Annotated in this window: 14 protein-coding genes; 6 read left to right on the forward strand and 8 right to left on the reverse strand. The window is 67.5% G+C overall.

Going from position 1 to position 13099, the window contains the following annotated elements; translation table 11 throughout:
* Positions 1-51: 51 nt before the first annotated feature.
* Both Q8K84_RS07560 and Q8K84_RS07565 read right to left on the reverse strand, forming a co-directional pair.
* Positions 52-1416: a PleD family two-component system response regulator gene (locus Q8K84_RS07560; RefSeq protein ID WP_305282001.1), complete on the reverse strand. Its 1365-nt coding sequence runs from the start codon at positions 1414-1416 to the stop codon at positions 52-54.
* Between the two features lie 6 nt (positions 1417-1422).
* On the reverse strand, positions 1423-1788 hold the full coding sequence (locus Q8K84_RS07565) for a response regulator (protein ID WP_300577463.1): 366 nt from the start codon (positions 1786-1788) through the stop codon (positions 1423-1425).
* A 111-nt stretch (positions 1789-1899) separates the two neighbouring features.
* Between Q8K84_RS07565 and Q8K84_RS07570 the strand changes: the two genes are divergently transcribed.
* The 5 genes from Q8K84_RS07570 to clpA all read left to right on the forward strand — a co-directional run bounded on the left by Q8K84_RS07570 (position 1900) and on the right by clpA (position 7633).
* Positions 1900-2628 (forward strand): hypothetical protein, encoded by a 729-nt coding sequence (locus Q8K84_RS07570; protein ID WP_370867852.1) that lies wholly within the window; start codon positions 1900-1902, stop codon positions 2626-2628.
* A 17-nt stretch (positions 2629-2645) separates the two neighbouring features.
* Positions 2646-3542: an ROK family protein gene (locus Q8K84_RS07575; RefSeq protein ID WP_305282002.1), complete on the forward strand. Its 897-nt coding sequence runs from the start codon at positions 2646-2648 to the stop codon at positions 3540-3542.
* Positions 3539-4813 carry a DNA polymerase IV gene (locus Q8K84_RS07580; protein ID WP_305282003.1) on the forward strand — a complete coding sequence of 425 codons (1275 nt, stop codon included), beginning with the start codon at positions 3539-3541 and terminating at the stop codon, positions 4811-4813. The genes Q8K84_RS07575 and Q8K84_RS07580 overlap by 4 nt, the downstream gene beginning before the upstream one ends.
* Positions 4814-4968: 155 nt before the next feature.
* Positions 4969-5298 (forward strand): ATP-dependent Clp protease adapter ClpS, encoded by a 330-nt coding sequence (gene clpS, locus Q8K84_RS07585; RefSeq protein WP_293322967.1) that lies wholly within the window; start codon positions 4969-4971, stop codon positions 5296-5298.
* Between the two features lie 10 nt (positions 5299-5308).
* Positions 5309-7633 carry an ATP-dependent Clp protease ATP-binding subunit ClpA gene (gene clpA, locus Q8K84_RS07590; protein ID WP_305282004.1) on the forward strand — a complete coding sequence of 775 codons (2325 nt, stop codon included), beginning with the start codon at positions 5309-5311 and terminating at the stop codon, positions 7631-7633.
* Between the two features lie 76 nt (positions 7634-7709).
* Here clpA and Q8K84_RS07595 read toward each other — a convergent pair whose 3' ends face one another.
* The 5 genes from Q8K84_RS07595 to Q8K84_RS07615 all read right to left on the reverse strand — a co-directional run bounded on the left by Q8K84_RS07595 (position 7710) and on the right by Q8K84_RS07615 (position 11107).
* Entirely contained in the window at positions 7710-8147 is a 438-nt protein-coding gene (locus tag Q8K84_RS07595; RefSeq protein WP_305282005.1) for an HIT family protein, read from the reverse strand.
* 63 nt (positions 8148-8210) lie between these two features.
* Complete coding sequence (locus Q8K84_RS07600; protein WP_305282006.1) at positions 8211-9362, reverse strand: GNAT family N-acetyltransferase; 1152 nt, start codon at positions 9360-9362, stop codon at positions 8211-8213.
* The gene (locus Q8K84_RS07605) at positions 9359-10105 is read right to left on the reverse strand and encodes a glycerophosphodiester phosphodiesterase (RefSeq protein ID WP_305282007.1); all 747 of its coding nucleotides are present in this window, start codon (positions 10103-10105) and stop codon (positions 9359-9361) included. The genes Q8K84_RS07600 and Q8K84_RS07605 overlap by 4 nt, the downstream gene beginning before the upstream one ends.
* Positions 10102-10563: a RidA family protein gene (locus tag Q8K84_RS07610; RefSeq protein ID WP_305282008.1), complete on the reverse strand. Its 462-nt coding sequence runs from the start codon at positions 10561-10563 to the stop codon at positions 10102-10104. Before Q8K84_RS07610 ends, Q8K84_RS07605 begins: the two co-directional genes overlap by 4 nt.
* Before the next feature lie 100 nt (positions 10564-10663).
* The gene (locus tag Q8K84_RS07615) at positions 10664-11107 is read right to left on the reverse strand and encodes a phasin family protein (protein WP_305282009.1); all 444 of its coding nucleotides are present in this window, start codon (positions 11105-11107) and stop codon (positions 10664-10666) included.
* A gap of 320 nt (positions 11108-11427) precedes the next feature.
* Between Q8K84_RS07615 and Q8K84_RS07620 the strand changes: the two genes are divergently transcribed.
* Positions 11428-12693 carry a D-alanyl-D-alanine carboxypeptidase gene (locus Q8K84_RS07620; protein WP_305282010.1) on the forward strand — a complete coding sequence of 422 codons (1266 nt, stop codon included), beginning with the start codon at positions 11428-11430 and terminating at the stop codon, positions 12691-12693.
* Positions 12694-12716: 23 nt separating this feature from the next.
* Here Q8K84_RS07620 and Q8K84_RS07625 read toward each other — a convergent pair whose 3' ends face one another.
* Positions 12717-13097: a molecular chaperone DnaJ gene (locus Q8K84_RS07625; protein WP_305282011.1), complete on the reverse strand. Its 381-nt coding sequence runs from the start codon at positions 13095-13097 to the stop codon at positions 12717-12719.
* Positions 13098-13099: the final 2 nt, after the last annotated feature.

The following is a 13099-nucleotide window of genomic DNA, read 5'->3' on the forward strand; positions in this document are numbered from 1 at the left end:
TGGATCAGCCGGGCGTTTTGCGTTTCTACCCTGGACGATTCCCAGATCGTTTTAAGCCGCCCGGGATATGACCCTGTTGCGGCCTGAGGACTTGGCCTCATAGAGCCCCTCGTCGGCCCGCTTGAGCAGGGTGTCGGGGGTGTCCTCGGGGCCGATGGTGGCGGCGACGCCGATGGAGATGGTGGCGGTCAGGAGCTCGGTTCCGTGCGCCACCCGGAAGGGTGAGCCGGCCACATGGAGGCGGATGCGCTCGGCGATTCGCTCGGCGTCCTCGATCCGGGTGCCGGGCATGACGACCACGAACTCCTCGCCCCCATAGCGACAGGGCAGGTCCACGGCCCGGACGTTCGAGGCCAGGCGCACGGCGAATTCGCGCAGCACCTCGTCGCCGACATCGTGGCCGTAGCCGTCATTGATCTTCTTGAAGTGGTCGATGTCGATCAGCAGGGTCGCTACCGGCTCGCCCCCATGGGCGGCGCGCTTGACCAGGGCTTCGAGCTGGCCGGACATGTAGCGGCGGTTGTGCAGGCCAGTGAGCTGGTCGGTGACCGCCAGCTCCAGGGAATGGTCGAGATTGTCCCGCAGATAGTCGGTGTAGCGCTTGCGGCGGATCTGGGTCCGCGCCCGGGCCGACAGCTCCTGGGGGTCGATGGGCTTGGACAGCAGGTCATTGACCCCGATGTCCAGGGCCTTCATCAGCCGCGGCCGCTCGTCGAAATCGACAATGGCCAGGATCGGCAGGTGGCGGGTGGCCTCGTCGGAGCGCAGCTGGGCGCAGAACCGCAGGCCATCGAAGCTGCGGGCGGTGACATTGACGATCACCAGGTCGACAGGTCCGCGGGCGGTCAGCAGGGCCTTTTCCGGCTCCGATTCGATGACCGGCCGGTGTTCGATGGAGAGTTCGGCGGAAATCCGCTGGGCCTGACGCTCATGATCATCGACGATCAGCACCCGGCCGCCTGTGCCCCCCAGGCGCGAACCCGCGCCGGCGATGACGCCGATGCGGCGGCCCGAGGCCTCACGCACCCGCAGTTCGTCGATGACGGTCTTCAGCCGGGTCAGGCTGCGCACCCGGGCGAACAGCATGACGTCGTCGATGGGCTTGGTGAGGAATTCGTCGGCGCCGGCCTCAAGGCCCGCGATCCGGTCAGCGCGGCCGTCCAGGGCGGTGACCAGCACAACGGGGACATGGCGGGTCTCAGGGTCGTCCTTCAGCCGGCGGCAGACCTGGAAGCCGTCCATGCCGGGCATCATGACGTCCAGCAGTACGATGTCGGGCTGTTCGGCCGCGGCCATGGCCAGCGCTGTGGGGCCATCATAGGCCGTCAGCACCTCGTAGTATTCGGCGCTCAGCTTGGCCTCGAGCAGGCGGACATTGGCCTCGATATCGTCCACGACAAGGATGCGTGCGGACATGGTGGCCTACCCCAGGAGTCGGCGGATGGTGTCGAGGAAGTGCGACACGGAAATGGGTTTGGAGATGTAGGCCTCGCACCCGCCTTCGCGGATGCGCTCCTCATCGCCCTTCATGGCGAAGGCGGTGACGGCGACCACAGGGATGTGGGCCAGCTCGTCGTCTTCCTTGAGCCACTTGGTGACCTCCAGCCCCGAGATTTCGGGAAGCTGGATGTCCATCAATATGAGGTCAGGACGGTGCTCACGGGCCAAAGAGAGGGCTTGCAGTCCTTCGCGGGTCTGCAGCGTCTCGTACCCCTGTGCGTCGAGCAGGTCATGAAACAGCTTCATGTTCAGCTCGTTATCCTCGACGATGAGGACCTTCTTGGCCATGGTCATCCCGACGATGCTCTTTTCGGACGGCGAATGTGTCGCCGGCCCCACCTTTGGTTCCATTGATCCCACGGATATCCTTAAACTGGCGTTAGCCGCACGAGAGAGCCAGTGGTCGACACGTCGCACCCTTCCCCGCCCATCGCTGAGACCGTGACCCCAACGCGGACGGCAGGGCAAACTGCGGCCGGCGGCGACACCGCCCGGGCCCGGCAGGTGGAGGCCCTGGGGCTGGACCCCGGCCGTCCCCTGGTGATCGTCGATGTGGATGAGGTGCTGGGCCACTTCATGGAGGGCTTCGGCGCCTTCCTGGAAGGCCGCGGCCTGGAGTTCCGGGTCGAACGCTTCGCCCTGTTCCAGAACATCTATCGCCCTGGAGAGGACGCGCACCTGGCGATCGAGGAAGGCCGCCGACACTATGACGACTTCTTCCGTTATGGCTCAGGCGAGATGCGGGTGGCCGAAGGCGCGGCCGAGGCCCTGCGACGGCTGGCCGAGCAGGCCGGGGTGGTGATCCTGACCAATGCGCCCGGACAGGGACGCCTGGCCCGGGCCCGCTGGCTGGGCCGCCATGGGCTGGACTATCCGCTGTTGCTCAATACGGGGCCCAAGGGGCCGCTGGCCGCGGCCCTGGCCGACCAGGTGCGGGGGCCGGCGGCCTTCATCGACGATCTGCTGCCCAATCTGGACTCGGTGGCTGAGACCGCGCCGAAGGTCGCGCGCTTCCAGCATGTGGCCGACCCGCGCCTGCGCCCGCTGGCGCCGGCGGCGCCTGATCGGCACACCCGAATCGACGACTGGGACGCCCTGCGCATCGCCATCGCCGACTCCATCTCCTGACCCGACCGGGCGAGACCATGATCCGCATCGGGGTCGATTTCGGCAGCACCAAGATCGAAGCCGCCGCCCTGGACCAGGACGGCGCCATCCTCGCCCGCCTGCGTGCGCCCAATCCGGGCGCCTACGAACCGGCCCTGACGGTAGTGGCCGAACTGGTGGCGGCTGTGGAGCGCGAGGCTGGCGCCCGGGCCCGGCAGATCGGGGTGGGCATGCCCGGCTCGATCTCCCCGGCCACCGGCCTGATCCGCAACGCCAATTCCGTCTGGCTGAACGGTCAGCGATTCGGCTGTGACCTGGAAGCCCGCCTGCTGCGCCCCGTGCGTCTGGCCAATGACGCCAACTGCCTGGCCCTGTCGGAGGCCGCCGATGGGGCCGGCGCAGGCGCGGGCGTGGTGTTCGCCGCCATCCTGGGCACCGGTTGCGGCGGCGGCGTGGTGGTGGATGGCAAGCTCATTGAAGGCCGAAACGGCGTGGCGGGCGAATGGGGCCACACCCCCCTGCCCTGGCCGACGGTGGAGGAGCATCCGGGCCCTGGCTGCTGGTGCGGACGGCGCGGCTGCCTGGAGACCTGGATCTCTGGTCCAGCCCTGGCCAGAGATCATGGAACGGGACTGGCGGCTCCCGACATCATCGCCCTGGCCCGGGAAGGGGCGCCCGAGGCCCAGGCGAGCCTGCATCGGTACATCGATCGTCTCGGACGCGCCCTGGCCGTGGTGGCGGACCTGATCGATCCCGACGTCATCGTCCTGGGCGGGGGGATGTCCAATGTGGCTGAGCTCTATGAACGGCTGCCAACCGCCATCGCGCCGCACGTCTTCGCCGACGGTTTCGACACGCCAGTCCGACCAGCGGTTCACGGGGATTCATCCGGAGTCAGGGGCGCAGCCTGGCTGTGGCCCCTGGGCGGCCCATGAGCGCCCTGTGCCGCGACTGCCTGTGGACAGGCGCTGCGCCCGTCGCCCGGCGCTGCCCGTCCTGCGGCTCGCCGCGGCTGGTGGCGCATGAGGAGCTCTTCCAGCTGTCCATGGCCCATCTGGACTGCGACGCCTTTTATGCCTCGGTGGAGAAGCGTGACCGGCCTGAGCTGCGCGACCGGCCGGTGATCGTCGGCGGCGGGGTCCGCGGGGTGGTGACCACCTGCTGCTACATGGCCAGGGTCTATGGGGTGCGCTCGGCCATGCCGATGTTCAAGGCCCTGGCCGCCTGTCCCCAGGCTGTGGTGATCAAGCCGGACTTCGCCAAGTACAAGGCCGAGAGCAAGACCATCATGGGCCTGCTGGCGCAGCTGACGCCCCTGGTGCAGCCCCTGTCGCTGGATGAGGCCTGGATGGACCTGTCGGGCACTGAACGCCTGCATGGCGCCCCCCCGGCGGTGACCCTGGCCAGGGCGCAGGCCAGGATCGAATCGCAAACCGGCCTGACCGTCTCCATCGGCCTGGCCCCCAACAAGTTCCTGGCCAAGATCGCCTCCGATCTCGACAAGCCGAGGGGCTTTTCAGTGATTGGCGCGGCTGAGGCGCAGACCTTCCTGGCCCCGCGGCCGGTAGGTCTGTTGCCCGGGGTGGGGCCAGCCATGGTCAAGTCCCTGGAGGCCGCCGGCCTCAAGACCATCGGCGATCTGGCGCGGTGCGATCAAAAGGACCTGGCCCGGCGCTTCGGGGCCCACGGCCTGCGACTCCATGATCTGGCCCATGGCCGTGACAACCGGCCGGTGGACCCCGATCAGGTTCGCAAGGGAATCAGCGCCGAGACGACCTTCAACAGCGATCTGGCCGCCTATGACGCGCTGGAGGACCGGCTGTCGCCGCTTTGCGAGCGGGTGGCGATCCAGGCCCGGGCCGCCGGCGTCACCGGCCGGGTGGTGACCCTGAAGCTCAAGACCCCGGACTTTCGGCTGCTGACCCGCCGGCGGGCGCTGGGCGAGCCGACCCAGACCGCCCGAACCCTGTTCGCCGCGGCCCGGGAACTGTTGCGTCGCGAGGCCGATGGTCGCACCTTCCGCCTGATCGGGGTGGGCCTGAGCGAGCTTTCCCCCGCCTCACAGGCCGGCGGCGGGCTGTTCGGCGACGACGAGCAGAGGGTTCTTACCGAGGAGCGCACCGCCGACGCCATAAGGGCGCGGTTTGGGCCGCAGGCGCTGACCCGCGGTCGCGCCCTGCGCCTAAAACCCCGCGATCACGAGTAAGGCGGGGCGAAAAAGCCTACAGGCGGAACGATAAAAAGATGGGCGTCGGGTGCTTGGGGTCGGGGTTCGACGATTTCAACCCTTTCAAACGCGTCCCTTTTCCATATCTAATCACTTAGCGGCGGGAACCAGACTCCCGCCAGGAGACGTTTTCGATGGCCGAGCGCAAGCAAGGTGATGTGTCGACGGGCGTCAAATCGGCGGTCATCACTCAGACCAAGCCGAAGACGCAAAAGCCGTCCATGTACCGAGTCCTGCTGCTGAACGACGACTACACGCCGATGGAGTTCGTCGTTTATGTCCTGGAGCAGTTTTTCAACAAGTCGCGCGAAGATGCGACAAGGATCATGTTGCACGTACATCAGTATGGCGTGGGCGTTTGCGGTGTCTTCACCTTCGAGGTGGCCGAGACCAAAGTCGCGCAGGTCGTAGATACCGCCAGGCGGCATCAACACCCGCTTCAATGCACCATGGAAAAGGATTGAGAGGCTCAGATTGCCCTCGTTTTCGCGCCCCCTAGAAGAATCACTGCATCGCGCGGTCGCTTACGCCAATGAGCGAAAGCACGAGTATGCGACCCTGGAACACCTGCTCCTCGCGCTGATCGACGATGAGGAAGCCGCAGCCGTCATGCGCGCCTGCGAAGTCGACCTGGGCGCCCTTCGGGGCACCCTCACCGGCTATGTGGACAATGAGCTCCGCTCGCTGGTGGTCGATGACGGGGAGGACGCCAAGCCGACGGCGGGCTTCCAGCGCGTGATCCAGCGCGCGGTCATCCACGTCCAGTCGTCCGGGCGGGAGGACGTCACCGGCGCCAATGTGCTGGTGGCCATCTTCTCCGAACGGGAAAGCCATGCCGCCTACTTCCTGCAGGAGCAGGACATGACGCGGTACGACGCGGTGAACTACATCGCCCACGGCATCGCCAAGAAGGCCGGCGCCAGCGTTGAGAGCAAGCCCGTCAAGGGCGCCGACGACGAGGAGAAGCCCTCGGTGAAGACCGGCGGCGAGGCCCTTGAGGCCTATTGCGTCGACCTCAACGAGAAGGCCAAGGAGGGCAAGGTCGATCCCCTGATCGGCCGGGCCGCCGAGGTTGAGCGCTGCATCCAGATCCTGTGCCGGCGGACCAAGAACAACCCCCTGCTGGTGGGCGACCCCGGCGTGGGCAAGACCGCCATCGCTGAGGGCCTGGCCCGCAAGATCGTCAACAACCAGGTCCCTGAGGTCCTGGCCGGGGCGACCATCTTCTCCCTCGACATGGGGGCGCTGCTGGCCGGCACCCGCTATCGCGGGGACTTCGAAGAGCGGGTCAAGCAGGTGGTCAAGGAGTTGGAGAATCACCCCGACGCCATCCTGTTCATCGACGAGATCCACACGGTGATCGGCGCCGGCGCCACCAGCGGCGGGGCCATGGACGCCTCCAACCTGCTGAAGCCGGCCCTGGCTTCCGGCGCCCTGCGCTGCATGGGCTCGACGACCTACAAGGAGTTCCGTCAGCACTTCGAGAAGGACCGGGCGCTCGTCCGGCGCTTCCAGAAGATCGACGTGAATGAGCCGACGCTCGAGGACACGATCAAGATCCTCAAGGGCCTGAAGACCTACTACGAGGAGTTCCACAAGCTCCGCTACACCAACGACGCGCTCAAGGCCGCCGTCGAGCTGTCGGCCAAGTACATCAACGACCGCAAGCTGCCGGACAAGGCGATCGACCTGATCGACGAGGCCGGCGCGAGCCAGATGCTGCTGCCCGAGAGCCGCCGGAAGAAGACCATCGGCGTCAAGGAGATCGAGGCCGTGGTGGCCAAGATCGCCCGCATCCCGCCCAAGTCGGTCTCCAAGACCGACACCGAGGCGCTGAAGCAGCTGGAGACCGACCTGAAGCGGGCGGTCTACGGCCAGGACGAGGCGATCGATCAGCTGTCGGCGGCCATGAAGATGGCCCGCGCCGGCCTGCGCGATCCCAACAAGCCGATCGGCTGCTACCTGTTCTCAGGGCCGACCGGCACCGGCAAGACCGAGACCGCGCGGCAACTGGCCTCGACCCTGGGCATCGAACTCCTGCGCTTCGACATGTCGGAGTATATGGAGCGGCACACGGTCAGCCGCCTGATCGGGGCGCCTCCCGGCTATGTGGGCTTCGACCAGGGGGGCCTGCTGACCGACTCCGTCGACCAGCATCCCCACGCCGTGGTGCTGCTGGACGAGATCGAGAAGGCCCACCCGGACGTCTACAACATCCTGCTCCAGGTCATGGACCACGGGGTGCTGACCGACTCCAACGGCAAGAAGATCGACTTCCGCAACGTGGTGCTCATCATGACCACCAATGCGGGGGCGGCCGATGCGCAGCGCAACACCATCGGCTTTGGCCGGGGCAAGGCTGACCACGAGGCCGAAGAGGCGATCAAGCGGGTCTTCACCCCGGAATTCCGCAACCGCCTCGACGCGGTCGTGGCCTTCCGTCCGCTGGACTCCTCGATCATCCGTCAGGTGGTCCAGAAGTTCGTCATGCAGCTCGAGGCCCAGCTGGCCGACCGCCATGTGACGATCGAGACCAGCGACGAGGCGGCCGGCTGGCTGGCCGACAACGGCTTCGACGAGCTCTATGGCGCCCGGCCGCTGGCCCGGGTCATCCAGGAGCACATCAAGAAGCCACTGGCCGACGAGATCCTGTTTGGCCGGCTGGTCAAGGGCGGCCACGTCCGCGTGGTGCTCAAGGACGGCAAGCTGGACTTCGAAATCGAGGGCGACGCCCGCGAGCCCGGGGCGCCGACGATCGAGAACCCGTCCAAGGACGCAGCGGCCGAACTGGCCGACTAAGGCGGACGGCCTGTTGAAACGTCAAAGCCCCGGCCAATCGGCCGGGGCTTTTTCGTGGGCGCGAAGGACGCCTGGATCAGGCGATGTTGGCGGCGATCTGCTCGGCCAGGGCCTTGAGCTCCGCGGGGTCGGCCATGCCGCCCGAAGCGTGGCGGCCCACCGCGACCCCGTCCCACCGGGGCAGGATGTGGAAATGCGGATGGAAGACGGTCTGGCCGGCCGCCGTCCCGTTGAACTGGCTTATGACGATCCCATCTGGCTCAAGGGCCGCGCGCACCGCCCGGGCCACCCGCTGGACGCCAAGAATGAGCGGGGCGAGGACGGCGGGGTCTTCCTCAAGCAGGTTCAGGGCGGTGGAGTGCTTGGGAATCACCAGGGTGTGGCCCTTCACCTGCGGAAAGACGTCCATGAAGGCCAGGACGTGGTCGTCCTCGAACACCCGGGCGCAGGGCGCCTCGCCGCGCAGGATCTTGGCGAAGATATTGTTGGGGTCGTAGGTCCCGTCCAGGCTCATGGCGCGCGCTCCTCTGGCGTTGATCCCCGTGCTTAGCAAATCGCCGGCGGGCCGGCGACGGCCTCAGCCCTGGCGGAAGGGGGAGTATTCCTCAGAGAGCCATTCCATCTCGCCGTCGAGGGCGGCCTTCTCCCGGGCCACGAAGTCCTCGACGGGGCCGCGCAGGACCCGATCGGCGATGTAGTGGGCCGAATAGACCGGCGTCGGCAGATAGCCGCGAGCGATCTTGTGCTGGCCCTGGGCGCCGGCCTCCACCCGCGCCAGCCCCCGGGTGATGGCCCATTCGATGGCCTGATAGTAGCAGAGCTCGAAATGCAGGAACGGGACGTCCTCGACGCAGCCCCAGTTGCGGCCATAGAGGGCGTCGGCGCCGATCAGATTGAGGGCGCCGGCGATCCAGCGGCCGTCACGTCTGGCCATGATCAGCAGGACCCTGTCAGCCATCCGCTCCCCGAGCAGGGAGAAGAACAGGCGGTTCAGATAGGGCTGGCCCCACTTGCGCGAGCCGGTGTCCATGTAGAAGCCGAAGAAGGCGTCCCAGGCGTCTTCGGTCAGCTCGGCCCCTGTGAGGCATACGATCTCCAGCCCCGCCTGGGCGTCGCGACGCTCCCGGCGGATGGTCTTGCGCCGGCCAGAGGACAGGTCGGCCAGAAAGTCGTCGAAGCTCCCGTAGCCCCTGTTGAACCAGTGGTACTGCTGGCCCTGCCGCTGGGCGAGGCCCTGGGCGCCCAGCCAGTCCCACTCAGATGCTGTGGGAAAATTGATGTGGACCGAAGAGACCCCCATCTGCTGGCAAAGGGTCAGGGCGCCCCCGAGCAGCATCTCGTAGCCCGCCTCGGCTGAAATGTCGGGGCGCACCAGCAGGCGGGGTCCCGTGGCCGGGGTGAAGGGAGCGGCCGACAGGAGTTTGGGATAGTAGCGGCCCCCGGCCCGCTCATAGGCGTCGGCCCAGCTGTGGTCGAAGATGTATTCGCCCTGGCTGTGGGATTTCAGATAGAGGGGCATGACCGCCGCCACCTCGCCGGCCTCGTCCTCAATGGCCAGGTGCTGGGGCCCCCATCCCGTGCGTTCGACGGCGCAACCAGCCTGTTCGAGCACGTCGAGGAAGTCGTAGGCGACGAAGGGATTGCCGCTGGCCCCGGCGCAAGCCTCCCAGGCCGCCCGGCCAATATCTGCGATGCGACGGTTCACGCGGACCGCCGGCTTCAGGCTCACGGGTGGAAGCCCTCGAAGATCAGGTTGTCACAGTGGTCCTTCACCGCCGCCCACTGCTCGGGCTGGCGGACGGTCCAGGCCACGACCGGCATGCCCTGCGCCCGGTAGGCGTCGGCCCGGGCGTTGGGCAGCATGTCGAGGCCGAGGGCCAGGAAATGCGGGCGGGCGATTTCCACCTGCTCGAGGCGGGCATAGGCCTGGCGCTGGTCCTCGCTCAGATGCTTCACGTCCTTGTAGCTGAAGGAATCCAGGCCCCGCAGGACGCCCGGATAGTGGTCGGCGAACCAGGCGTGGGAATAGGGATTGAAGCCGATGACGCAAAGCGGGCCGGCGTGGTCGATGATGATCTCGTGGACCCGGCGCTCCAGCGGGCCAACCTCGCCCCAGGGAGTCTTGAGCTCGATATGCACCATGGCCCGGTGGCCGATCAGGGCCAGGGTCTCCAGCAGGGTGGGGATGGTCTCGTCCGTGCCCTTGAGGGACATCTGCCCCAGCTCGGCGGCCGTGTGGTCCCGCAACCGCCCCTCGGCGCCGGTCATCCGGGTCAGGGTGTTGTCGTGGAAGACCATCGCCTCCCCGTCCGCCGACAGGTGGACATCGAGCTCGATCCCGTAGCCGGCCGCGCAGGCGGCCTGAAACGCGCCCAGGGAATTTTCCGGGGCGCCGTCCGGCGTCCACAGGCCCCGGTGGGCCACCGGCGGGTGGAACAGAAGGTCCCAGGCCTCGCCGAAGCGGTCCCTCACGACAGCTCCACCACGGCGTCGACCTCAACGGCGAAGTTCATCGGCAGGCGGTAGACGCCGACGGCTGAGCGAGCGTGACGGCCGATGTCGCCAAAGGCGTCGACCATCAGGTCCGAAGCGCCGTTCACCACCTGGGGAATATCGAAGAAGTCGGGGCCCGCCTGGACAAAGCCGCCGAGCTTGACCACCCGGACCACGCGGCCGAGATCGCCGCCGCAGGCCGCCTTCATCTGCGCGATCAGGTTGATGGCGCACAGGCGGGCGGCGTACCGCGCGGAGTCCAGATCGACATCCTCGCCGACGACGCCGGTGACGCCGCCCTGGGCGTCGCGGGACACCTGTCCGGAAATGTGCAGGAACCGGCCAGCCCGGACAAAGGGCACATAGTTGGCGACGGGGGCGGAGGGCTCGGGCAGGCGGACGCCAAGCGCGGCCAGACGTTCTTCGACGGTGGACATGCCCTAGTCTGTAGCGCCCGCATCGCCATGAGAAAAGCCCGGTCCGTCGCCGGACCGGGCTCTTGGAAGTTCAGGCGGCGCCCGGAGGCGCCAGCACGCCTTAGCGGGCGGCTTGCAGACGCTCGACGGTCGCGGTGACGCGCTCGTTGATCGGCTTCATGGAGTCCTTCATCGAGGCGGTGAAGAGCTCCGACATGCGGGTCATTTCCGACATGTAGGACTCCATCGCCTTCTTGGTGAAGGCGGACTGGAGCTCCATGGCTTCCTGCAGGCTCTTGGCCGAGGCCAGGGTCTTGGCGGCGGCCATCTGCTCTTCGACGTTCTTCTTGGCGAAGGCCAGGGCCTCAGCGCCGACGGCCTCGGCGCCCTTGGCGGCGGCCGTGGCGGAGGCGACGATGGCCTCCAGGTTCTGCTTGGAATAGGTGTTAGTCTCGGCGAGGGCGGTCATGGACTTCTCCATGGCGTCCTTGAAGGCGTGGTTGCCCGCGAGGGAGAATTGTTCGGCGGCGGTCTTGGCGGTCTTGGCGTTGTCGGCGGCGGCCATGGCTGAACTCCTTCAGAAGTCAGATGCGCGGCAGCGGCCGCGCGGGGGATGTCAGGGTGCGCGGCGGCGGCCACGCGAACGCTCGATCGATACTAAGCTCTACGCAACCGCAACATCTCATGCTGCACCGCAGCAGTCAACCAAGTTTTTGTGCACCGCACAATGACATGGCGCTCGCCTGATACGCGGGCTCTGCGACTTTTTGGGATGCTCAACAGGTGTTTACCCTCGCGCAAGGCGGGACGTGCCATGTTAGCCTTTGATCCTTGGCGCGCACCTCGGGGGGCTCGCCAGAAACCCAAAACGTGACGGACGACGCGATGCTTAAACACGCCCGCCGCCAGATTCTCGCCGGCCTCATCGCCGCGGCGACCCTTGTCGGCTTCTCAGCCCCGGCCGCCCAGGCCCAGATCCCCTATCTGCAATTGCCGGCGCAGCAGCCCAAGTACGCCTCCATCGTGGTGGACGCCGAAACCGGCGAGGTCCTCTATGGCAAGCGCGCCGACAGCGCCCGCTACCCGGCCTCCATCACCAAGGTGATGACCCTCTATCTGATGTTCGAGCAGCTGGCCGCCGGCGAAATGACCCTGGAAGACCGCGTGGTCTTCTCGCCGCGGGCCGCCGCCGCGCCGCCAACCAAGCTGTTCGTCAAGGCTGGCGATTCGATCACGGTGGAAGATGCGATGCATGCCCTGGCCATCCGCTCGGCCAATGACGTGGCGGTGGCCGTGGCTGAGAAGCTCGGTGGCAGCGAGGCGCGCTTCGCCGCCCTGATGACCTTGCGGGCCCGTGAGCTCGGCATGGACTCCACCACGTTCGTCAACGCCTCGGGCCTGCCCGACAGCCGGCAACTGTCCAGCGCCCGGGATCTGGCGGTGCTATCGCGGGCGATCATGCGGGACTTCCCGCAGTACTACACCCTGTTCAGCACGTCGCAGTTCACCTTCCGGGGCACCCTCATTCGCGGGCACAACAGCCTGCTGCGCCGCGAGCTCGGGGTGGACGGCCTGAAGACGGGCTACACCAACGCCTCGGGCTACAATATCGCCATCTCCGGGGTGAAGAATAACCGGCGCCTGATCGTGGTGGTCCTCGGCGGCGCCTCGACGGCGGCCCGAGACAATCACGCCCAGGACCTGCTGCTCACCGGGTTCGATGTGGCTGACCGCCGGTCCCGGGGGGAGCGGATCACCGTGGCCCAGAACCTGTTCGAACCCGAGCCCACCGGCCCGATCATGCGCCCCTCCCGCGAACAGGGTGATGGCGAACAGGACGGCCTGAAGATCGTGCTGGCCACCGCCCCGCCCCCGCCCGCCCCCAGCCGCGCGGCCGCCCAGGCCCCGCCGGCCGGCAAGTGGCAGGTGCAGGTCGGCGCGTTCAAGTCCAAGTCTCTGGCCGAGGAGCAGCTGAAGCTGAGCCGGCGGCGGTTCTCCGAGGCTTTTTCTGGCGCCGGGACCCTGGTCACCGACGCGACGGCGGGTTTCTATCGCGCGCGGTTTTCCGGCCTGACCGAGGCCCGGGCCAAGGCCGCCTGCGAGACCCTGAAAGCCAAGAACCAGGCCTGCATGGTCATCGGACCGGCCTGAGGCGGCTCACCCACCGAAGCGGGCTATGGCCGCAGCAGGCGGTCGCGGGCCGCGTTGATCTGGGCCGCCAGGCCAGCTGAGCCGCCGGCGTCAGGGTGAGTGCGACGCATCAGGCGCGTATAGGCCGCCTGGATTTCCTCGGGCCCCGCCGCGGCGCCGACCCCCAGAATGTCACGGGCCTCACGCTCGCTCATGCCGGACCTGCCCCCTCGCGGCGGCTTTCGGTCTGCGCCGAGCCCTGGCCCTGCGCCTGCGCTGCGCGCGCTCATGGCCAGCCATAGTCCCATCACCACCAGGACCGGCGCGAACGCCCAGCCGCCGCGCACGGCCAGGAAGGCCGCGGCCGCAAACGCCGCCACGCTGGCCAGTCCTGACAGAACCCGCCACTCGCGACGTTGGAACATTG

The organism is Phenylobacterium sp. (genome assembly GCF_030679875.1).
Classification (GTDB): Bacteria; Pseudomonadota; Alphaproteobacteria; order Caulobacterales; family Caulobacteraceae; genus Phenylobacterium.

Excerpts from the sequence above, each read along its gene's own strand:
- clpS (WP_293322967.1), top strand. The coding sequence starts at position 4,969 with ATGGCCGAGCGCAAGCAAGGTGATGTGTCGACGGGCGTCAAATCGGCG.
- Q8K84_RS07610 (WP_305282008.1), bottom strand. The coding sequence starts at position 10,563 with ATGTCCACCGTCGAAGAACGTCTGGCCGCGCTTGGCGTCCGCCTGCCC.
- Q8K84_RS07580 (WP_305282003.1), top strand. The coding sequence starts at position 3,539 with ATGAGCGCCCTGTGCCGCGACTGCCTGTGGACAGGCGCTGCGCCCGTC.
- Q8K84_RS07625 (WP_305282011.1), bottom strand. The coding sequence starts at position 13,097 with ATGTTCCAACGTCGCGAGTGGCGGGTTCTGTCAGGACTGGCCAGCGTG.
- Q8K84_RS07620 (WP_305282010.1), top strand. The coding sequence starts at position 11,428 with ATGCTTAAACACGCCCGCCGCCAGATTCTCGCCGGCCTCATCGCCGCG.
- Q8K84_RS07560 (WP_305282001.1), bottom strand. The coding sequence starts at position 1,416 with ATGTCCGCACGCATCCTTGTCGTGGACGATATCGAGGCCAATGTCCGC.
- Q8K84_RS07565 (WP_300577463.1), bottom strand. The coding sequence starts at position 1,788 with ATGGCCAAGAAGGTCCTCATCGTCGAGGATAACGAGCTGAACATGAAG.
- Q8K84_RS07575 (WP_305282002.1), top strand. The coding sequence starts at position 2,646 with ATGATCCGCATCGGGGTCGATTTCGGCAGCACCAAGATCGAAGCCGCC.
- Q8K84_RS07595 (WP_305282005.1), bottom strand. The coding sequence starts at position 8,147 with ATGAGCCTGGACGGGACCTACGACCCCAACAATATCTTCGCCAAGATC.
- Q8K84_RS07615 (WP_305282009.1), bottom strand. The coding sequence starts at position 11,107 with ATGGCCGCCGCCGACAACGCCAAGACCGCCAAGACCGCCGCCGAACAA.